Here is an 18,429-nt window from a genome sequence, read left to right on the forward strand (position 1 = left end):
GTGGAAGTGCCTCCATCGTCGGCCGGGCGGAACCCGCGCGTCCAAGGCTTCTTCCGCATGGCGCAATACGCTCCGGGCATCACCGCTGGTGTACAGGCCGTACGCTGGAGGGCATGTCCGACTTCGCGGATCTCGATCTCCGGCTGGTCCGGTACTTCACGGTCGTCGCCGAGCACCGGCACTTCGGCCGCGCGGCCACCGCCCTGCACATCACCCAGCCCTCGCTCAGCCGTCAGGTACGGCGGCTGGAGCGGGAGCTGGGCGTGGAACTGCTGGACCGCACCCCGCAGGGCACCCGGCTCACCGAGGCGGGCAAGGTCTTCCTGCCCCGCGCCAGGGCGCTGCTGCGGGCCGCGCACCAGGCGGCGACGGAGGCGCGGGCGGCCGCCGAGCCCAGCCGGATCACCGTCGGCTACACGACGGGCGTACTGGTCACCCCGGCCGTGCGGGAGATGCGGCGCAAGTTCCCGGACGCGGACGTGCGGGCCACGCACCTGCGCTGGCACGAGGCGCGGGAGGCGCTGCTCGGCCACCGGGTGGACGCCCTGGTGGCCCGGCTGCCGTTCGCCACCGACGGGCTGCGGGTGAGCGTGCTCTACGACGAGCCGCGCGTGGTGGTGGTCCCGCTGGACCACCGGCTGGCGGGCAAGGAGTCGGTCACGCTGGACGACATCGCGGACGAGCCCCTCCCCCGCGTCCCGGACCCGCTGTGGGACGCGTTCTGGCGGATCGACCCGCGCCCGGACGGACGGCCCGCGCCGGACGGGCCGTTCATCGGGGACATCGAGGACAAGTTCGAACTGGTCGCGTCCGGCCAGGCGTTGGCGATCGCGGCGGCCGCGCCGGGGATGCCGGCGCGGCCCGATCTGACCGCGATCCCGCTGCACGGCGTGGAGCCGTGCCATGTCGCGCTGGCCACCCGCGCGGGCGACAACGGCCGCCTGCTCGCCGCGTTCCGCCGCTGCGCGGAGTCGCTGCTGACGGGGCCCGAGGGGTGAGTCAGGGCGTCAACTGGGCCTGGACGAGCGGCCCGTAGCGGTCGGCGACCTCGTCCGGGCCGCTCTCGCGCAGGTGGGGGCCGCGGGCGATGCCGTACATGACGCCGACGCCGATCAGCGCGGCGACGGCCAGTTCGGCGCGCAGGCCCGCGTCGGGGCCGGTGAGCCGGGCGGCGAGGCGGTCGGTGACCTGGGCGCGGAAGTTGGCGCGCAGGATGTCTCCGTGGTCGCCGTGCAGCGGGGCGAAGGCGATGCGCAGCAGCGGGTCGGCGCCGCGGTCGCGCTGGCTGGCCAGGACGTGCCGGACCATGTGCCGTCCGAGGCCGTTCAGGGGTGCGTCGAGGAGGGCGTCGGCGTCGGTGTCGAAGGACATGACGCGGGCGAACAGGGCGTCCTTGTTGCCGAAGTACTTCACCACCAGCGGCGCGCTGACCCCGGCCCGCTCCGCGACGGCCTTGAGGGTGATGTCGGCGTGCGCGTGCCGGGCCAGGAGGTGCCGGGCGGCCTTGAGGATGGCCGCCTTGGTCGCCTCGGCGTCCCGGCGCGCGGGGGCGGGTGCGGTGGTCACGCCTCCTCCAGGGCGCGGGCCCCCTGGGCGGTGCCCTCGGCGCGGGGGGTGCCGTCGGGGGTGTTGTCGCCGGGGATGGTGAGCGCGGCAGCGCAGGCGGCGAGCGCGACGGCGCCGGCCATGCCGAAGGCGAGCAGATACCCGTGCAGGGTGGGCACCGGCAGTCCGCCGACGAGGCTGGTGTGGTGGACCAGTACGGCGGCGACTGCGGCGCTGGAGACGGCCTGGCCGATGGTCCGCATCAGGACGTTGACGCCGTTGGCGGACGCGGTCTGGGCGGCCGGTACGGCGCGCAGGATCAGGGTGGGCAGCGCGGAGTAGGCGAGGGTGGTGCCGGTGGCCACCACGGTCGCCCCGAGGATGATCATCCACAGGTCGCGGCTGTCGGCGATGCGCAGCGCGTAGCCGCAGGCGATGACGGCGGCGCCGAGCGCGAGGGTGATCCTGGGCCCGCGCCGGGCGGAGATCCGGGCGGACAGCGGTGAGAAGAGCAGCATGGTGACGCCGCCGGGCAGCAGGCACAGGCCGGTGGCGACGATGGACAGCCCGAGCCCGTAGCCGCTGGCCTTGGGCGCCTGGACGAGCTGGGCGGTGACGAGCGAGTTGGCGTAGAACGCGAAGCCGGTGAGCAGGGCCGCCACATGGGACAGGCCCACCCTCGGCCGGGTCACCAGCCGCAGGTCGACCAGCGGCCGGGCGGTGCGGAGCTGCTGGCGCCACCACAGGGCGAGCACCACGGCGAAGGCGGCGAACAGCCCGAGGACGGCGGGGCTGGTCCAGCCCCACTGGCCGCCCTGGGAGACGGCGAGCAGCAGGGAGACCAGCGCGACGGCCAGGCCCAGCGCGCCGACCACGTCGAACCGGCCGGGCTCGCGCACCGGCGACTCCCGGACCGCCCACCAGGTGGCCGCGACCCCGAGCGCGCCGAGGGCGCTGGTCAGCCAGAACATGGTGTGCCAGTCGGCGTACTGCACGACGAGCGCGGCCAGCGGCAGGCCGAGGGCGGCGCCGATGCCGACGGTGGAGCTCATCAGCGCGACCGCCGACCCCCGCCGCTGGGGCGGGAGTTCGTCGCGCAGGATGCTTATGGACAGCGGGACGACGGAGGCGGCGGCGCCCTGGAGGGCGCGGGCGATGATGAGCACGGTGATGTCCGAGGACAGCGCGCACAGCACCGAGCCGACGGTCATCAGGGCGAGCGCGGAGGTCAGCACCCGGCGCTTGCCGTACATGTCACCGGCGCGGCCCAGGACCGGGGTGAGCACGGCGCCGGAGAGCAGGGTGGCGGTGACCATCCAGGAGACGGCGGCCGGTGACGACCCGGTGAGCCGGGGCAGGTCCGGCAGAAGCGGGACGACCACGGTCTGCATGACGGCCATGAGGATGCCGCCCGACGCCAGCACGGGGATGGTGAGGCGCTCCCGCAGCCGGGGCGGCGCCGCGAGGGTGCCGGACGGCTCGGGTATGGGGGCGGAGGGGTCCATCGACGCTCCTGCGGGTGAATGTGCGTGACTGGTGAATAGCCATTCACTCTATCCGGTGAATGACCATTCACCAACCGGTACCCGTGCCCCTGAGCTGGGGCGCAAGGGGTCAGCGGGAGCGGTCGGGGGTGCGCGCGGCGTGCAGCGCGCGGGCGGCGCGGGGACCGAGCCAGCGCTTGAGCCGGCGCAGCGGTCCGAGCTGTCCGGCGGCCTTGTCGAGGCCGTAGTAGAGCTGGGGCGGTACGTAGGGCAGCAGCGGGGAGTGGCGCTGGCCGAGCAGGGCGAACATGCGGTGCGGGGGCAGCTCGATGTAGCGGGGCAGGCTCTCGTACCAGCGGGCGCTGTAGCGGGCGGCGCTCTGCGCGGACAGCAGCTCGGAGCGGCGGCGCTTCTCGTAGGCGGCGAGGGCGTCGGGCAGGGCGGGGTGCTCGCCCAGGGCGGTGGCGAGGCACATGGCGTCCTCCAGGGCGAGGGTGGTGCCGGCGCCGATGGAGTAGTGGGTGGTGTGGGCGGCGTCGCCGAGCAGGACGAGGCCGTCGTGGTGCCAGGTGCGGTTGGTGAGGGTGCGGAAGTTCAGCCAGGGGACGCTGGTGCCGTCGTTGGCGCGGCCGATGAGGGGGTGGCCGTCGAGGAGGCCGGCGAAGAGGCGCTCCAGCAGGGCGAGCCCGTCGCCCTCGTCGGCGCTGTGCAGGCCGAGGCCGGTGAGGGTCTCGGGCGAGCACTCGATGACGCAGGTGCTGTGCCCGGTGTCGTAGGGGTAGCCGTAGGCCCAGATCCAGCCGTGCTCGGTCTCGACGAACGCGAAGGTGAAGGCGTCGAAGACCTTGGTGGTGCCGAGCCAGAGGAAGTGGTTGCGGCCGTGGGTGACCTGGGTGCCGAACTGTTCCGCGTACCGGGTGCGCAGGGCGCTGCCGATGCCGTCGGCGGCCACCACCAGGTCGGCCCCGGCGGGAAGTTCGGTGATCTCGCTCTGGAACTCCAGCCGCACGCCCAGGTGTCGGGCGCGCTCGGCGAGCAGTTCGAGGAGGCGGTGGCGGCCGATGCCGGAGCCCTGATCGCCCCGCTGACGGGTACTCAAGTCCCGTACGTGGGCGACGCCTTCGTGCCAGTGCACGGAGTTCCGGGCGATGGCGTCCGCCGACTCGGGGTCGTGGGCGCGGAGCCGGGCCATCAGGCCCTGCCAGTAGGTGACGCCCCAGCCGTACGTGGAGCCCTCGGGGCCGCGTTCATGGACGGTGATGTCGTGGGACGGGTTCTGCCGCTTGAGCAGGATGGCGAGGTACAGGCCGGCAGGCCCGCCTCCGACGCAGACGACCTTCACGCACACACCCCTGGAAGTCACCGGACGTAGTCGATCGGCCTCGCAGGGTAGCAGCGTCGGCGTACGACCGGGCCCGGAAGCATCCGGCGGGGCCGGTCAGCCGGTGGCGGTACGGCACTCCGGGTGGCCCCAGCCCTGCGCGTTCTTGGCGATGGACTCGCCCGCCGCGTAGGAGCGGCCGCAGAGGCAGCGGCCGGCGAACTTGGCCTTGATGGTCCGCGAGGAGGCGGAGCCAGAGGCGCCGGAGGTGCGCCGGGGCGCCTTTCGGCGGGCGGAGGGGGCCGGGGTGTCGGGGGAGGGCGGCGGCTCGGGCGAGCCGTGGGCGCTGCCCGCGGCCTCCTGCACCACGGCGGCCTGACTGGCGGCGCGGTCGGCGAAGTCGTTCAGCGGGTCGCCGTCGACCTGGTGGGCGGGGACGTACCGGAACTCCACCGAGCGGCCGTCGAGCAGCGCGTCGATACGGACCACGAGGTCCTGGTTGGCGACCGGCTTGCCCGCGGCGGTCTTCCAGCCGTTGCGCTTCCAGTTGGGCAGCCAGGTGGTGACGGCCTTCATCGCGTACTGGGAGTCCATCCGGACCTCCAGCGGCACGTCCGGCTCGACGGCGGTCAGCAGCCGTTCCAGCGCGGTGAGTTCGGCGACGTTGTTGGTGGCCCGGCCGAGCGGGCCCGACTCCCAGCGGGCCGGGGTCCGCTCGTCGTCGTCGGAGACCACCCACGCCCATCCGGCCGGTCCGGGGTTTCCCTTCGAAGCCCCGTCGCACGCGGCCACCACACGTTCACGCATGTGCCCGATCATGCCATGGCCGCGCGCGGGGTCCGACCGGCCGGGTCAGGCGTCCTTGAACTCGGGCATGCCGCCCTCCGTCGTGGTGACGTCGATCACCGAGAAGGTCACGCCCTGCGGGTCACTGAGGGCGGCGAACCGGCCGAAGGGGCTGGTCATCGGGCCGAACCGGAGCACGGCACCGCGCTCGGTGGCGCGGTCCACGGCCGCGTCGCAGTCGTCGACGGTGAAGTAGACGTTGACGTAGGAGGGGCCCTCGGGCGGGAACTCCTCGCCCATCCGCATCCGGCCGAGCACCGGGTCGGCGCCCAGGTCGAACAGCCGGAAGTCGACGTGCCCGTCCGCCATGTCCTTCATCCGGTACGGGAAGACGGCCGCCAGGAACGCGTCCGCCTTCTCGGGCTCGCGGGTGTACAGCTCCGTCCAGCAGTAGGCGCCGGGCTGGGCCACCGCCTCGAAGCCCTCGTGGGCGTCGCCCTGCCAGATGCCGAACACGGCACCGCTGGGCTCGCGGGCGATCGCCATGGTGCCGAAGTCACCGATCCGCATCGGCTCCATCAGCACCTCGCCGCCGTTCTCCTTGACCTTCGTGGCGGTGGCGGCGGCGTCCGGCGAGGCGAAGTAGAGACACCACTGCGAGGCGCTCTCCTGGCCGGGTATGGGCGGGACGATCGCGGCGACGGCCTTGCCGTCGGCGTACGCCTGGGTGTAGTTGCCGTACTCGGACGACGACTCGCCGAAGGTCCAGCCGAGGACGTCGCCGTAGAACCGCTTGGCCCCCTCCAGGTCGGTGAACATCGCGTCGGCCCAGCAGGGCGTTCCTTCGGATTGCACGGCCATGGTCGGCCCTCTCGTGTTGACGGTGTTTTTTCGGTCGACAGCGGGGACCCGCCGGCCCTTGGATGGGGCCGGTGAGTACTCGGAAGATGCGTGACGGTGAACTCGACATCGGCGCCCCGCTGGTGGAGCGCCTGGTGGTGCGGCGGTTCCCCGCGTGGGCGGGGCTGCCGGTGACCCGGCTGCGGTCGTCCGGCACGGAGAACGCGATGTTCCGCCTGGGCCCGGAGCTGGTGGTCCGGCTCCCCCGCCATCCGGGCGCGGTGGCGGACGTGACGCACGAGCGGGACTGGCTGCCCCGCCTGGCCCCCGGCCTGCCGGTCGCCGTCCCCGAGCCGGTGGGCTCCGGGGAGCCGGACGACGGCTTCCCCTGGCCCTGGTCGGTGTACCGCTGGCTGGACGGCGCCAACCCGGTCGCGGGCGCCGTGGAGGAGCCGGAGCAACTGGCCAAGGAGCTGGGCGCGTTCGTGGCCGCCCTGCGCCGGACCGCGACCCCGGACGCGCCCCGGAGCTACCGGGGCGGTCCGCTCGCCGGCCAGGACGCGGAGACCCGTGATGCGCTGGCCCAGTTGGCGGGCCGCATCGACACGGCCGGGGCGACCGCACGCTGGGAGCGGGCGCTGGCCGCCCCCGTGCACACCGGCCCGCCGGTCTGGGCGCACGCCGACCTCTCCCCCGGCAATGTGCTGGTCTCCGGTGGGGGCCGGCTGAGCGCGGTGATCGACTTCGGCTGCGCGGGGGTGGGTGATCCGGCCGTGGACCTGATCGTGGCCTGGAACCTGCTGCCCGCCTCCGTCCGGGGCGTCTTCCGCGACGCGGTGGGCGCGGACGACGCCGAGTGGGCGCGCGGCCGGGGCTGGGCGCTGTCCATCGCCCTGGTCCAGCTCCCCTACTACTGGCGCACCAACCCGGTCCTGGCGGAGAACGCCCGGCACACGATCGGCGAAGTGCTCGCCGAGGGCGTGTGACCGGGCGCCGGTGCCGGTCATTCGCCCGCGTACGCCTTCTCGAGGGCGGCGAGGTCGAGCTTGCCCATCTTCATCATGGCGCCGAAGGTGCGGGCGGCCTTCTGCGGGTCGGGGTCGTTGGTCATCTCGAGCAGCCGCTCGGGGCAGACCTGCCAGGAGACGCCGTACTTGTCCTTGAGCCAGCCGCAGGGCCCGCCCTCGCCGCCGTCCTCGGTGAGCCGGGTCCAGTAGTGGTCGATCTCCCGCTGGTCGGCGCAGAGGATCATGAACGAGACGGCCTCGCTGAACGTGAACTCGGGGCCGCCGTTCAGGGCGACGAACTTCTGGCCGTTGGCGGTGAACTCGACGGTGAGCACGGTCCCGGCCTCACCGGGGCCGGCCTCGCTCCAGTGGGTGACCCGGCCGATGCCGGAGTCCTTGAAGACGGAGACGTAGTAGTGCGCCGCCTCCTCCGCCTGGCCGTCGAACCAGAGACATGTGGTGAAACCGCCGTGGGACATGGGGACCTCCTGTACGGGTCGCGGCGCCGGTCGCGCGCTCACCTGTACCGACCGGCCCCCGGGCCCGGACTCATCGGTCGCGGGCCGATAAGATCGAGCCACTTCGGCGATTTCGAGCCACGTCGAAATTGGTCTGCATGCGTCGCGTGACCGGGGGTACCCGGCCCGTGAGAGAAGACGTGCATGGGGCGGGGATCTCCGGGTATCCGGGGACCACGCGGCAACCGTGGCCCCGGGAGACCGGGCCGCGGAGCAGTCGTAGAACCGTGACTTACTTGGGAGAGGTAATGGACACCGCCGTCGGCATCCGGTCACAGGCAGAGGTCGCGGAGAAGACCGCGCAGGACAGGACGGACGAGGAGATCCTTCCTGGTATCGCGGACCCCGCATCCGTCGCCCCGCGTGACGCGCGGGCGCTGTCCCGCCAGTTCTTCCGCCGGCTGGCGGAGCTGGAAGAGGGCACGCACGAATACCAGTACGCGCGCAACACCCTGATCGAGATGAACATGTCGCTGGTCCGCTTCGCCGCCGGGCGTTTCCGGGGCCGGGGCGACGACATGGAGGACATCGTCCAGACCGGCATGATCGGCCTGATCAAGGCGATCGACCGGTTCGAGATCTCGCGCGAGGTGGAGTTCACGTCCTTCGCGCTCCCCTACATCGTGGGTGAGATCAAGCGTTTCTTCCGTGACACCACCTGGGCGGTGCACGTGCCGCGCCGGCTCCAGGAGCTGCGCGTGGAGCTGGCCAAGGCCCGCGAGGAGCTGTCGAGCCGCCTGGACCGCGACCCGACCGTGGCCGAGCTGGCCACGCTGATGAACATCACCGAGGAGCAGGTCGTCGAGGGCCAGCTCGCCTCGAACGGCTACAACTCCAGCTCGCTGGACGCCGCCCTCACCGGCGACGGCCGCGAGGACGGCGAGGCGGTCCTGGCGGACTTCATCGGCGTCGAGGAGGAGGGCCTGCGGCTGGTGGAGGACTTCCACGCCCTCGCCCCGCTGATGGCTGAGCTGAGCGACCGTGACCGCCAGATCATCCACATGCGGTTCGTGGAGGAGGCCACCCAGGCGGAGATCGGCGAGAAGCTGGGCTGCTCGCAGATGCACGTCTCCCGGCTGATCAAGCGCATCATCGCGCGGCTGCGCCAGGGCATGCTGGGCGAGCTGGGCTGCGCCTGAGCATGACGCTCTGACGCCCTGAACGTCTTGAACTGAGAAGGGCGGTTCGGCCAAGGCCGGACCGCCCTTTGTCATGCCTGCGCGACCGTCATGCCGGTGCCCGGACTGGCTGCAGAACCGAATCCGGACACACGAAGGCGCCGACCGGATCGCGGTCGGCGTTCATTGCCCAGGAGGGCTCAGAAAGGCTGGGGAGCGGTCCGCTCAGCCGTCCAGCCGGATCACGGCACGCACACGCTTGCCCACCGGTACGCGGTCCACGGTGATCTCCGAGGCGACCGCACGCACGATCTCCAGGCCGTGATGGCCGACCCGCTCGGGGTCCTTGGGAAAGAAGCGGGGCAGCGCCACGCTGCTGTCGTACACCGAGACGCTGACCGCGCTGTCGGTGCCCTCCAGCTCCAGGATGTACGGGCCCCCGCTGTGCCGGTCGGCGTTGGTGACCAGTTCGCTGACGACGAGCAGCAGCTCCCCGCCGGTGCGGCTGTCCACGGTGGCGCACCACTCGGTCCGCAACTGCTCCAGGAAGCGCCCGGCGAAAGCCCGCGCGTCGGCGATGCATCCTGGTTCCCCGGTGTAGTGCGCCGCACGCCGAAGGGGTTCCACGGGTACGTCGAAACCAGTCGGTATCACTGCCACTGCCACGCCCAGGTGTTCGGTCATGGTGTCTCTCTCGAAATGCCCGGTACGGCCGGTCGCCTGTTGCCTCTGTTGCTCGTACCCCGACTCGGCCGACGCATTCCACCCAATGTGTTCGCTGTGCGCGGACCTGTTCCCGGTGTGTCGCGACCGGGCCGGGCCTGCGGTTTCGCGCTCAGGCCACGGGGACGACGAAGGCGGGGACGGTGCGCTGCATACGCAGGGCGTCGATCGACTCGGCGAGGAGTTCGTACTCGGTGGTGTCGTCGCTCGCGGCGATCCGTACCAGGCGTCCGCCGGCCAGTTCGTCCGCGACCAGTTCCTGCCGGGCGTCGTCCGAACACCAGGCGCGCAGCAGGGTGGGGACGTCGGCCACGGTGTCCGCGACGGGGACGAGGGCGCCCGCCGGGATCTTCTCGCCCTCGGGGCTGGGGTCCAGGCGTTCGGCGATCCAGGAGGCGCGGTCCCGCAGCCACCACAGGGCGAGCGCGAGGGTGGGCGCGCGGTAGGTGCCGAGCGGTACGCCTACCCGCTGACCGCCGCAGATCCCGTACGCGGTGACATGGCACAGGAATTCATCGTGCACGATCACTCCCCCGTTGCCTCGCCGGTGTGCCGACCGGTCCCTCTCTTTTCCGTGCGGCTCCTGTGCGGTGAAGTGCCCCTGGCATTTCGAGTATCGCCACAATGGAAACACTGTCACCATGTCTTTCCGGCCACTCTCCTGGCATATGCGATGCCCCGATTCTGGCCGAATCATGTGACGCGCGGGAGCGCCCCGCATTAGTTGGCGGATTATCGACCGTGGGCGGCGCGCGGAGGCCCCGCTCGCCAGTCCCCACAAGGCAAGAGCCCAGGGGCGGGGTCCCCTGGGCTCTGCCGCGGCGCCGCTTCCCGGTGTGGCAGGAATTCAGCGCCGGCCGCGCCGGAATACGCGAAGAAATTGTGAAGGCGGAAAAAACTTCCGCCTTCCGCCGCTACCGTTCCGGCGAGTTCAAGTCTGCGTGACGGCGTCGATACGAGCCAGGTCGGCCGCGTCGAATTCCAGATTCCGGATGGCGCCGACGCTGTCTTCCAGTTGCTTGGTGCTGCTCGCCCCGACAAGAGCGGAAGTAATCCGTCCGCCCCGGAGCACCCAGGCGAGCGCCATTTGAGCCAGCGTCTGGCCGCGTGAGGCGGCGATCTCGTTCAGGGCGCGCAGCCGGCCGACGAGGTCCTCGGTGACGGCGTCGGACTTCAGGAACGGGCTGTCGCTCGCGGCGCGGGAGTCCTCCGGGATGCCGTCGAGGTACCGGCCGGTCAGCAGGCCCTGCTCCAGCGGGGAGTAGACGATCGAGCCGACCTGGAGGTCGTCCAGGGTGTCCAGCAGCCCCTGCTCCTCCGGGCGCCGGTCGAGGAGGGAGTAGCGCGGCTGGTGGATGAGGAGCGGGGTGCCCAGCTCGCCCAGGATGCGCGCCGCCTCGCGGGTCTGCTCGGCGGAGTAGTTGGATACGCCGACGTAGAGCGCCTTGCCCTGCTGGACCGCCGAGTGCAGCGCGCCCATGGTCTCCTCGAGCGGGGTCTCGGGGTCGAAGCGGTGCGAGTAGAAGATGTCGACGTGGTCCAGGCCCATCCGCGTCAGGCTCTGGTCGAGCGAGGACAGCACGGACTTGCGCGAGCCCCACTCCCCGTACGGGCCGGGCCACATCAGATAGCCGGCCTTGGTGGAGATGACGAGTTCGTCGCGGTACGGCGTGAAGTCGGCCTTCAGCGCCTCGCCGAGCGCGGACTCGGCGGCGCCGGGCGGCGGGCCGTAGTTGTTGGCCAGGTCGAAGTGGGTGATCCCGAGGTCGAAGGCGCGGCGCAGGATCGCGCGCTGGGTCTCCACCGGCCGGTCGGGGCCGAAGTTGTGCCACAGGCCGAGCGACAGCGCGGGGAGCTTCAGTCCGCTGCGTCCGGAGCGCCGGTAGGGCAGGTCGGCGTAGCGGTCGGGGTGGGCGGTGTACAACGCGACTCCATAAGGGGTTGGCACACGGTCTTCCCGGCGCCGGACACGGCGGTGTCCGGCAGCCTGCCCCCAACTCTTCCCCGGCGCCCGGTCAGCGGTCCAACAGGAGAATCCGATGGATTTCAGCGGCTAGGCTTCTCAATCATGGAACTGCGTCATCTCCAGCACTTCGTCGCGGTCGCCGAGGACCAGCACTTCACCCGTGCCGCCGAGCGGCTGATGGTGTCCCAGTCGGGGCTCTCGGCGTCGATCCGCGCCCTGGAGCGGGAACTGCGGGCGCCGCTGTTCGTGCGCACCACGCGCCGGGTGACGCTGACGGAGGCCGGGCGGGCGCTGCTGGTGGAGGCCGAGCGCATCCTCGCGCAGGTGCGTTCCGCGCACGAGGCGGTGGCCGCGGTGCAGGGGGTGCTGCGCGGCACGCTGGCGGTGGGCGCGGAGCAGTGCATCGCCGGGGTGCATGTGGCGGGGCTGCTGGCGGGCTTCCGGCGGGAGCACCCGGACGTGGAGATCCGGCTGCGGCAGAGCGGTTCGGGCGCGCTGGCGGAGGGGGTGTCGGCGGGCCGGCTGGACCTCGCCTTCGCCTACCGCGTCCCGGCCGACGGCGACCAGTTGCGCTCGGTGCCGCTGACCAGCGAGCCGATGACCGTGCTGTGCCATCCCGAGCACCGGCTCGCCGAACTGGGCGCGGTGCCGGACCCGGCCGCCCTGGCCGGTGAGGTGTTCGTGGACTTCCACCCGGACTGGGGTCCGCGCCGGGCCACGGACGCCGCGTTCGCCGCGGCCGGGGTGCGCCGTACGGTCGCCCTGGAGGTCAACGACGTGCACAGCCTGCTGGACCTGGTGGACGAGAACCTCGGCATCGCGGTCGTCCCCCGGCACTTCCGGCACAAGCGGACCTCGCTCACCGCGCTCCCGCTCAAGGGCGTCGACGAGGCGGCGTACGAGACGGTGGCCCTGCTGCCGCCGGAGCGGGCCACCAGCCCCGCCGCCCGCGCCCTGATCGCCCTGCTGGGCACCCCGGAGGCGGAACCCGGCGAACCCGGGTGACGTCACGCTCTCGCGCCGGGGGCGGGGATGCGCGAGGGTGGGAACATGTACGCGAAGGAGATCCTCATCGAGGGCTACGACCGTATCCGGGAAGAAGTCCACACCGTGCTCGACGGACTCGGCGCGGACGACCTGGACCACTCCCCCGCGCCCGGCGCGAACTCCATCGCCTGGCTGCTGTGGCATCTGAGCCGGGTGCAGGACGACCACATCGCCGACGCCTTCGGGCTGGACCAGGTGTGGCTGGCGCGGGACTGGGCCGACCGCTTCGACCTGGAGCTGCCGCACCACGACACCGGCTACGGCCACACCCCCGAGCAGGCCGCGAAGGTGCGGGTCCCCTCGACCGTGCTGCTGGCCGGGTACTACGACGCCGTGCACGACCAGACCCTCGGCGTGCTGCGGGCGCTGGCCGCCAAGGACCTGGAGCGGGTGGTGGACGAGCGCTGGGAGCCCCCGGTCACGCTGGGCGTGCGCCTGGTGAGCGTCCTGTCCGACGATCTCCAGCACGTCGGACAGGCCGCCTACGTCAAGGGGCTGCTTCAGAGCGCGTCGGCGTAACCCGGCAGGACGACCTCCTCGATAAGCGCCTTGCGCTCGTCGAATGGGATGAAGGCGCTCTTGACCGCGTTCACGGTGACCGTGCGGAGGTCCTCCACCGTCCAGCCCGCCTCCTCGACCAGCAGCGCCATCTCGCGGGTCATGGTGGTGCCGGAGACCAGGCGGTTGTCGGTGTTGAGGGTGACCCGGAAGCCGAGGTCCTTCAGCGCGGTGATGGGGTGCTCGGCGATGGAGGTGGCGCAGCCGGTCTGCAGGTTGGAGGTGGGGCACATCTCCAGCGCGATCCGGCGGTCGCGGACCCAGCCGGCCAGGCGGCCGAGCTTGCCGTCGACGATGTCCTCGGTGATGCGGACGCCGTGCCCGAGGCGCTGGGCGCCGCACACCTGGACGGCCTGGTGGATGCTGGGCAGGCCGTACGCCTCGCCCGCGTGGATGGTGAACGGCACGCTCTCGGCGCGCAGGTGCTCGAAGGCGGCCAGGTGGTCGGCGGGCGGGAAACCGTCCTCGGCGCCCGCGATGTCGAAGCCGACCACCCCGGCGTCGCGGTAGGCCACGGCCAGGTCGGCGGCCTCGCCCACCCGGTCGAACATGCGCATGCCGCACAGCAGGGTGCCGACGCGTACCGGCGTCCCGGCGGCGGCCGCCTTGGCCATGCCGGCCGCGAGGCCCTCCTGCACGGTCTCCACGACCTCGGCCAGCGTCAGCCCGGCGCGGGTGTTCAGCTCGGGGGCGTAACGCACCTCGGCGTAGACGACGCCGTCGGCGGCGAGGTCGAGCACGTACTCCTCGGCCACGCGCAGCAGGCCCTCGCGGGTCTGCATCACGGCGAGGGTGTGCTCGAAGGTGCCTATGTAGCGGACCAGGTCGCCGGAGCCCGCGGCCTCGACGTACCAGGCGGCCAGCTCGTCCGGGTCGGTGGTGGGCAGGGTGTGGCCGACCGCGGCCGCGAGTTCGATGACGGTGGCGGGGCGCAGGCCGCCGTCGAGGTGGTCGTGCAGGACGGCCTTGGGGAGCCGGCGGAGGGTCTCGGTGTCGATGCGGGGCGCGGTCATGGCGTGCTTCCTCGGCGGGTCGTGCGGATGGGGTTCGTGCGGTGTTCAGGCGGCGGGCTGGAGCAGGTCCCAGCGGTTGCCGTAGAGGTCCTGGAAGACGGCGACCGTGCCGTACGGCTCGTGGCGGGGGTTCTCCAGGAAGGTCACCCCGTGGGCGGTCATGCGGGCGTGGTCGCGGGCGAAGTCGTCGGTGTGCAGGAAGAAGCCGACGCGGCCGCCGGTCTGGTCGCCGACGCGGGCGCGCTGGGCGTCGTCCTTCGCGCGGGCGAGCAGCAGGCCGGTGCCCTGTTCCGCGCCGGGCTCCACCACGACCCACCGGGAGCCGTCCGGACGGGGCTCGTCCTCGGCCAGCCGGAAACCCAGGGCCTCGGTGTAGAAGCGGATGGCGTCGTCGTAGTCGTCCACGACGAGGGTGACCAGGGCAACGCGGCGCATCGGAGCCTTCCGGTGGGGGTGGTTAGCGGGAGAGGTTATACGTAAAACTACCGGCGCGCCAGTCTCCTCCGGAGAGGGGTCCGGCGGGGTGCTCCGCTACTGGTGGAAGGCGTTCAGGCGGCCCAGTTCGCCGTCGGTGAGCTTCAGGGCGCCGGCCGCGATGTTCTCCGTCAGATGGGCGGGGTCGCCGGTGCCGGGGATGGCGAGGACGTGCGGGCCCTGGTGGAGGGTCCAGGCGATCCGGACCTGGGTGGGGCTGACCCCGTGCGCCCCGGCGATCTCCGCGACCACGGCGTCCGCGTCGGACGCGACCCGCTCGTGGGCGCCCCGTTCGCCGGTCTCCCCGGCTACGGAGTAGAACGGCACGAAGGCGATGCCGCGCTCCCCGCACAGCTTGAGCAGTTCCTTGCCCTCCGGGCCGGGGTTGTCGAGACCGTACCGGTTCTGCACGGCGACCACCGGGGCGATGGCCAGCGCCTCGTCGAGGTGCCGGGGTTCGATCGCCGAGATGCCGAGGTGCCGGATCAGGCCCGCCTCCCGCAACTCCGCGAGGGCACCGAAGTGTTCGGCGACGGAGTCCTGGCGCATCCGGCGCAGGTACACGAGGTCGAGGTGGTCGCGGCCGAGCTGGCGGAGGTTTTCCTCGACGTGACCGCGCAGTTGGTCCGGGCGGGCGGCGGTGCCCCAGGAGCCGTCCTGCTCGCGGAAGGGGCCGACCTTGGTGGCGATGACCAGCTCGTCGGCGTAGGGGGCGAGGGCGGTGTTGATCAGTTCGTTGGCGGAGCGCAGGGAGGAGAAGTAGAAGGCGGCGGTGTCGATGTGGTTCACCCCGAGTTCCACGGCCCGGCGCAGGACGGCGAGCGAGCGGGCCCGGTCGCTGGGGGTGCCCAGGTGGAAGGCGGCGTTGCCGGTGAGCCGCATCGCGCCGAGGCCGACGCGGTGGACGGTGAGGTCGCCGAGGGTGAGGGTGCCGGAGGCTGCCGCGGTGATCGTTTCGGAGGTCATCGGCGGAGTGTGCCACAGGTGCCGGGCAGTGCGGCCGGGGTAGGAAGGGACGCATGACGATCACCGATCATCCGCTCGTCGCCCGCGCCCGCCTGCTCGCCGCCGAGCTGCTGGAGCCCGAGGCGGAGCGGGTGGACCAGGACGGCGTGCCCGCGAGTCACATCGAGGCCGTGAAGCGGTCTGGGCTGCTGGGCCTGAACGCCCCGGTTGAGTACGGCGGCTCGGCGGCGCCGCCCGCCGTGGTGCGGCAGGTCTCGGAGATCCTGGCGGGCGCGTGCGGCTCGACCTGGTTCGTCCAGTCCCAGCACCATACTCCCGTACAAGTCCTCACGCGGGGCGAACCGGCCGCCCGGAAGCGTCTGTTGGGCCCGCTGGCGCGCGGCGAGCTGCTGTCCGGGGTGGCGTACGCCCAACTGCGCGCCCACCCGAAGGCACCCGTACGGGCCCGCCGGGACGGCACGGGCTGGCGCTTCGACGGAACGGTCCCCTGGTACACCGGCTGGGGCCTGAACGACGTCCTCCTGCTGGCCGGCCTGACCGAGGACGACGAGGCGGTGTTCGCCTTCGTGGACGCCCGCGACCAACCGGGCCTGCGCCCCTCCGACCCCCTGCGCCTGGCCGCCCTGACCGCCGCGCACACCGTGTCCCTGGAGCTGGACGGCCTGCGCGTCCCCGAGGACTCGGTGGCCCTGCGCATCCCGTACGCCGAATGGGCCCCCACCGACCGGGCGAAGACCCTGAACACCAACCCGGCGGTCTTCGGCATCGCCTCGGCGGCCCTGTCCCTGCTGGACGAGAAGACAGCGGCCCCACTACGAGCCCATCTGGCGGACATCCGCACCCGCGCCTACGCCCTGGCCGACCACCCGGCCCCGCTGGAGCGGGTGGCGGAACGACTGGCGGTCCGGGCGGAGGCGTACGCGGCGCTGAACACCGCCACCACGGCGGCGGTCGTAGCAGGCGGCGGGCGCTCGATGGCCCTCACGTCCAAGGCCCAACGCGTCGCCCGCGAAGGGATGTTCCTGCTGATCCAGGGTCAGACGAGGGAGACCCGGCAGGCACATCTGCGGACGCTCACGCCCTAGTCGTCCGCGCGGCCCTCGACCACGACCAGGAACGCGTCCGACTTCAGGTCCATGACCACCGTCGCGGGTTCACCCTCCGCCCGGCGGGCGGCGGCGTACTCCTCGGCGGGCCAGGAGCCGCGCGGTGAGCCTGCGGGGAAACGCTCCAGCACGGTCGAATTCATGGCGGCTGCACCTCCGGCGGAAGGTTCGGACGGGACACGGAACCTGTACCTCACCGGCTGCCCGGCTATCCCGCGGACATGCCGTTGTACGCCGTCCGGCACAACCGCATCCACTTGTGGCGCCGGGCGGGAAGGGATCACAGGGAGGCCGTGGCGGACCACGGGCGAACACCGATGCCGAGGAGCCGTAGGACGATGAACGACGACGAGCCCGAGGGCGGCCTGCGCTGCCTGGTGACCGGGGCGACCGGCTACATCGGGGGCAGGCTCGTGCCGGAGCTGCTCGCCGCCGGACACCAGGTGCGCTGTCTGGCCCGTACCCCGGGCAAGCTGCGCGACCTTCCGTGGGCCGGTGACGTGGAGGTGGTCCGGGGCGATGTGACGGACCCCGACTCGCTGGCCGAGGCGATGCGGGACGTCGACGTGGCGTACTACCTGGTGCACGCGCTGGGCAGCGGGGACGACTTCGAGGAGACCGACCGGCGCGCGGCCCGGTACTTCGGCGAGCAGGCGAAGGCGGCCGGGGTGCGCCGGATCGTGTACCTCGGCGGGCTGACCCCGGCCGGGGTGCCGGAGCGGGAGCTGTCCCCGCATCTGCGCTCGCGGGCGGAGGTCGGGCACATCCTGCTGGCGTCCGGGGTGCCGACGGCCGTCCTGCGCGCGGCGGTGATCATCGGCTCCGGCTCGGCCTCCTTCGAGATGCTGCGCTACCTCACCGAGCGGCTGCCGGTGATGGTGACCCCGAGCTGGGTGCACACCCGTATCCAGCCGATCGGCGTCAAGGACGTGCTGCGGCTGCTGGTGGGCTCCGCGCGGCTGCCGGAGGACGTGAACCGGACCTTCGACATCGGCGGGCCGGACATACTGACGTACCGGGAGATGATGCTGAGGTACGCCCGGCTCGCCCATCTGCCGCACCGGCTGATCCTTTCCGTGCCGATGCTCACGCCGGGTCTGTCCAGCCACTGGGTGGGGCTGGTGACCCCGGTGCCCGCGTCGATCGCCCGTCCGCTGACTGAGTCGCTGCGGTACGAGGTGGTGTGCCGCGAGCACGACATCCGGCGGTATCTGCCCGAGCCGCCCGGACATCCCTTCACCTTCGACGAGGCGGTACGGCTGGCGCTGCGCCGGGTGCGGGAGGCGAAGGTGGTCACCCGCTGGTCGTCGGCGTCGGTGCCGGGCGCACCGAGCGATCCGCTGCCGACCGACCCGGACTGGGCGGGCGGCAGCCTGTACACCGACGAGCGCGAGACGGTGGTGGACGCGCCGCTGGACCGGCTGTGGCGGGTGATCGAGGGGGTCGGCGGCGACAACGGCTGGTACTCCTTCCCGCTCGCCTGGTCCCTGCGCGGCTGGATGGACCGGGCGATGGGCGGAGTGGGGCTGCGCCGGGGGCGCCGGGACGCGGAACGGCTGCGGGTGGGCGACTCGCTGGACTTCTGGCGGGTGGAGGAGATCGAGCCGGGCCATCTGCTGCGGCTGCGGGCCGAGATGCGGCTGCCGGGCCTGGCCTGGCTGGAGATGTACGCGGAGCCGGACGGCGAGGGCCGCAGCCGGTACCGCCAGCGCGCCCTGTTCCATCCGCGCGGGCTGCTCGGCCAGGCGTACTGGTGGTCGGTGTCGCCGTTCCACGCGATCGTGTTCGGCGGGATGGCCCGCAACATCGCGCGGGCCGCGGTCTTCGGTCCGGTGCCGACGATGAAGAACCGGGGGCTGCGGAAGCGGGGCATCAAGAACCTGGGGCTCCAGCACCGGAGGCTGAAGAAGCGGGCACGGCGTTGACGTCCGCGTCCGTCCGGGGCGCTCGCCCGGAA

At 72.4% G+C, this 18,429-nt stretch carries 20 protein-coding genes; 7 read left to right on the plus strand and 13 right to left on the minus strand.

Annotated elements, in window-relative coordinates; translation table 11 throughout:
* The first annotated feature begins 113 nt into the window (after positions 1 to 113).
* A complete protein-coding gene (locus E5083_RS17610; protein ID WP_135786659.1) occupies positions 114 to 998 on the plus strand; it encodes a LysR family transcriptional regulator in 885 nt (294 codons plus the stop codon).
* Between the two features lies 1 nt (position 999).
* Here the strand turns inward: E5083_RS17610 and E5083_RS17615 are convergent, their stop codons facing one another.
* The 5 genes from E5083_RS17615 to E5083_RS17635 all read right to left on the minus strand — a co-directional run bounded on the left by E5083_RS17615 (position 1,000) and on the right by E5083_RS17635 (position 5,997).
* On the minus strand, positions 1,000 to 1,566 hold the full coding sequence (locus tag E5083_RS17615) for a TetR/AcrR family transcriptional regulator (RefSeq protein WP_135786660.1): 567 nt from the start codon (positions 1,564 to 1,566) through the stop codon (positions 1,000 to 1,002).
* On the minus strand, positions 1,563 to 3,050 hold the full coding sequence (locus E5083_RS17620) for an MFS transporter (protein WP_135786661.1): 1,488 nt from the start codon (positions 3,048 to 3,050) through the stop codon (positions 1,563 to 1,565). Before E5083_RS17620 ends, E5083_RS17615 begins: the two co-directional genes overlap by 4 nt.
* Before the next feature lie 109 nt (positions 3,051 to 3,159).
* On the minus strand, positions 3,160 to 4,371 hold the full coding sequence (locus E5083_RS17625) for an FAD-dependent monooxygenase (RefSeq protein ID WP_208754096.1): 1,212 nt from the start codon (positions 4,369 to 4,371) through the stop codon (positions 3,160 to 3,162).
* Between the two features lie 96 nt (positions 4,372 to 4,467).
* Positions 4,468 to 5,169, minus strand: coding sequence for a ribonuclease H family protein (locus E5083_RS17630; protein WP_135786662.1), 702 nt, complete (start codon positions 5,167 to 5,169; stop codon positions 4,468 to 4,470).
* 33 nt (positions 5,170 to 5,202) lie between these two features.
* Positions 5,203 to 5,997: a VOC family protein gene (locus E5083_RS17635; RefSeq protein ID WP_135786663.1), complete on the minus strand. Its 795-nt coding sequence runs from the start codon at positions 5,995 to 5,997 to the stop codon at positions 5,203 to 5,205.
* Between the two features lie 62 nt (positions 5,998 to 6,059).
* Between E5083_RS17635 and E5083_RS17640 the strand changes: the two genes are divergently transcribed.
* Positions 6,060 to 6,962, plus strand: a complete 903-nt coding sequence (locus tag E5083_RS17640; RefSeq protein ID WP_244317537.1) for an aminoglycoside phosphotransferase family protein — start codon at positions 6,060 to 6,062, stop codon at positions 6,960 to 6,962.
* Positions 6,963 to 6,979: 17 nt separating this feature from the next.
* On the opposite strand, the gene E5083_RS17645 is transcribed toward E5083_RS17640, so the two are convergent.
* Complete coding sequence (locus E5083_RS17645; RefSeq protein ID WP_135786664.1) at positions 6,980 to 7,462, minus strand: VOC family protein; 483 nt, start codon at positions 7,460 to 7,462, stop codon at positions 6,980 to 6,982.
* 287 nt (positions 7,463 to 7,749) lie between these two features.
* On the opposite strand from E5083_RS17645, the gene E5083_RS17650 reads away from it, so the two are divergent.
* Positions 7,750 to 8,640, plus strand: a complete 891-nt coding sequence (locus E5083_RS17650) for an RNA polymerase sigma factor SigF (protein ID WP_135786665.1) — start codon at positions 7,750 to 7,752, stop codon at positions 8,638 to 8,640.
* A 204-nt stretch (positions 8,641 to 8,844) separates the two neighbouring features.
* Here the strand turns inward: E5083_RS17650 and E5083_RS17655 are convergent, their stop codons facing one another.
* The 3 genes from E5083_RS17655 to mgrA form a co-directional block, all read right to left on the minus strand.
* Complete coding sequence (locus E5083_RS17655; RefSeq protein ID WP_135786666.1) at positions 8,845 to 9,303, minus strand: ATP-binding protein; 459 nt, start codon at positions 9,301 to 9,303, stop codon at positions 8,845 to 8,847.
* 151 nt (positions 9,304 to 9,454) lie between these two features.
* The gene (locus E5083_RS17660) at positions 9,455 to 9,865 is read right to left on the minus strand and encodes a hypothetical protein (protein ID WP_135786667.1); all 411 of its coding nucleotides are present in this window, start codon (positions 9,863 to 9,865) and stop codon (positions 9,455 to 9,457) included.
* Between the two features lie 408 nt (positions 9,866 to 10,273).
* The gene (gene mgrA, locus E5083_RS17665; RefSeq protein ID WP_135786668.1) at positions 10,274 to 11,266 is read right to left on the minus strand and encodes an L-glyceraldehyde 3-phosphate reductase; all 993 of its coding nucleotides are present in this window, start codon (positions 11,264 to 11,266) and stop codon (positions 10,274 to 10,276) included.
* 144 nt (positions 11,267 to 11,410) lie between these two features.
* Between mgrA and E5083_RS17670 the strand changes: the two genes are divergently transcribed.
* Together E5083_RS17670 and E5083_RS17675 are read left to right on the plus strand one after the other, a co-directional pair.
* Entirely contained in the window at positions 11,411 to 12,313 is a 903-nt protein-coding gene (locus E5083_RS17670) for a LysR family transcriptional regulator (protein WP_135786669.1), read from the plus strand.
* 45 nt (positions 12,314 to 12,358) lie between these two features.
* Entirely contained in the window at positions 12,359 to 12,874 is a 516-nt protein-coding gene (locus tag E5083_RS17675) for a mycothiol transferase (RefSeq protein WP_135786670.1), read from the plus strand.
* Here the strand turns inward: E5083_RS17675 and E5083_RS17680 are convergent.
* The 3 genes from E5083_RS17680 to E5083_RS17690 form a co-directional block, all read right to left on the minus strand.
* Positions 12,856 to 13,926: an adenosine deaminase gene (locus E5083_RS17680; RefSeq protein WP_135786671.1), complete on the minus strand. Its 1,071-nt coding sequence runs from the start codon at positions 13,924 to 13,926 to the stop codon at positions 12,856 to 12,858. The two genes, E5083_RS17675 and E5083_RS17680, sit on opposite strands and share 19 nt — an antisense overlap.
* Before the next feature lie 45 nt (positions 13,927 to 13,971).
* Positions 13,972 to 14,361: a VOC family protein gene (locus E5083_RS17685; protein WP_135786672.1), complete on the minus strand. Its 390-nt coding sequence runs from the start codon at positions 14,359 to 14,361 to the stop codon at positions 13,972 to 13,974.
* A 96-nt stretch (positions 14,362 to 14,457) separates the two neighbouring features.
* Positions 14,458 to 15,366: an aldo/keto reductase gene (locus tag E5083_RS17690; RefSeq protein ID WP_167513567.1), complete on the minus strand. Its 909-nt coding sequence runs from the start codon at positions 15,364 to 15,366 to the stop codon at positions 14,458 to 14,460.
* Between the two features lie 53 nt (positions 15,367 to 15,419).
* Between E5083_RS17690 and E5083_RS17695 the strand changes: the two genes are divergently transcribed.
* Complete coding sequence (locus E5083_RS17695; protein WP_135786674.1) at positions 15,420 to 16,451, plus strand: acyl-CoA dehydrogenase family protein; 1,032 nt, start codon at positions 15,420 to 15,422, stop codon at positions 16,449 to 16,451.
* Here E5083_RS17695 and E5083_RS31235 read toward each other — a convergent pair.
* Positions 16,448 to 16,615 carry a hypothetical protein gene (locus E5083_RS31235; protein ID WP_167513568.1) on the minus strand — a complete coding sequence of 56 codons (168 nt, stop codon included), beginning with the start codon at positions 16,613 to 16,615 and terminating at the stop codon, positions 16,448 to 16,450. The two genes, E5083_RS17695 and E5083_RS31235, sit on opposite strands and share 4 nt — an antisense overlap.
* Positions 16,616 to 16,810: 195 nt before the next feature.
* On the opposite strand from E5083_RS31235, the gene E5083_RS17700 reads away from it, so the two are divergent.
* Positions 16,811 to 18,397, plus strand: a complete 1,587-nt coding sequence (locus tag E5083_RS17700) for an SDR family oxidoreductase (protein WP_167513569.1) — start codon at positions 16,811 to 16,813, stop codon at positions 18,395 to 18,397.
* Positions 18,398 to 18,429: the final 32 nt, after the last annotated feature.

It is taken from the genome of Streptomyces bauhiniae, from assembly GCF_004784475.1.
GTDB classification, from domain to species: Bacteria; Actinomycetota; Actinomycetes; order Streptomycetales; family Streptomycetaceae; genus Streptomyces; species Streptomyces seoulensis.

Excerpts from the sequence above, each read along its gene's own strand:
- E5083_RS17610 (WP_135786659.1), top strand. The coding sequence starts at position 114 with ATGTCCGACTTCGCGGATCTCGATCTCCGGCTGGTCCGGTACTTCACG.
- E5083_RS17620 (WP_135786661.1), bottom strand. The coding sequence starts at position 3,050 with ATGGACCCCTCCGCCCCCATACCCGAGCCGTCCGGCACCCTCGCGGCG.
- E5083_RS17630 (WP_135786662.1), bottom strand. The coding sequence starts at position 5,169 with ATGATCGGGCACATGCGTGAACGTGTGGTGGCCGCGTGCGACGGGGCT.
- E5083_RS17635 (WP_135786663.1), bottom strand. The coding sequence starts at position 5,997 with ATGGCCGTGCAATCCGAAGGAACGCCCTGCTGGGCCGACGCGATGTTC.
- E5083_RS17640 (WP_244317537.1), top strand. The coding sequence starts at position 6,060 with ATGGGGCCGGTGAGTACTCGGAAGATGCGTGACGGTGAACTCGACATC.
- E5083_RS17645 (WP_135786664.1), bottom strand. The coding sequence starts at position 7,462 with ATGTCCCACGGCGGTTTCACCACATGTCTCTGGTTCGACGGCCAGGCG.
- E5083_RS17650 (WP_135786665.1), top strand. The coding sequence starts at position 7,750 with ATGGACACCGCCGTCGGCATCCGGTCACAGGCAGAGGTCGCGGAGAAG.
- E5083_RS17655 (WP_135786666.1), bottom strand. The coding sequence starts at position 9,303 with ATGACCGAACACCTGGGCGTGGCAGTGGCAGTGATACCGACTGGTTTC.
- E5083_RS17670 (WP_135786669.1), top strand. The coding sequence starts at position 11,411 with ATGGAACTGCGTCATCTCCAGCACTTCGTCGCGGTCGCCGAGGACCAG.
- E5083_RS17675 (WP_135786670.1), top strand. The coding sequence starts at position 12,359 with ATGTACGCGAAGGAGATCCTCATCGAGGGCTACGACCGTATCCGGGAA.
- E5083_RS17680 (WP_135786671.1), bottom strand. The coding sequence starts at position 13,926 with ATGACCGCGCCCCGCATCGACACCGAGACCCTCCGCCGGCTCCCCAAG.
- E5083_RS17685 (WP_135786672.1), bottom strand. The coding sequence starts at position 14,361 with ATGCGCCGCGTTGCCCTGGTCACCCTCGTCGTGGACGACTACGACGAC.
- E5083_RS17690 (WP_167513567.1), bottom strand. The coding sequence starts at position 15,366 with ATGACCTCCGAAACGATCACCGCGGCAGCCTCCGGCACCCTCACCCTC.
- E5083_RS17695 (WP_135786674.1), top strand. The coding sequence starts at position 15,420 with ATGACGATCACCGATCATCCGCTCGTCGCCCGCGCCCGCCTGCTCGCC.
- E5083_RS31235 (WP_167513568.1), bottom strand. The coding sequence starts at position 16,615 with ATGAATTCGACCGTGCTGGAGCGTTTCCCCGCAGGCTCACCGCGCGGC.
- E5083_RS17700 (WP_167513569.1), top strand. The coding sequence starts at position 16,811 with ATGAACGACGACGAGCCCGAGGGCGGCCTGCGCTGCCTGGTGACCGGG.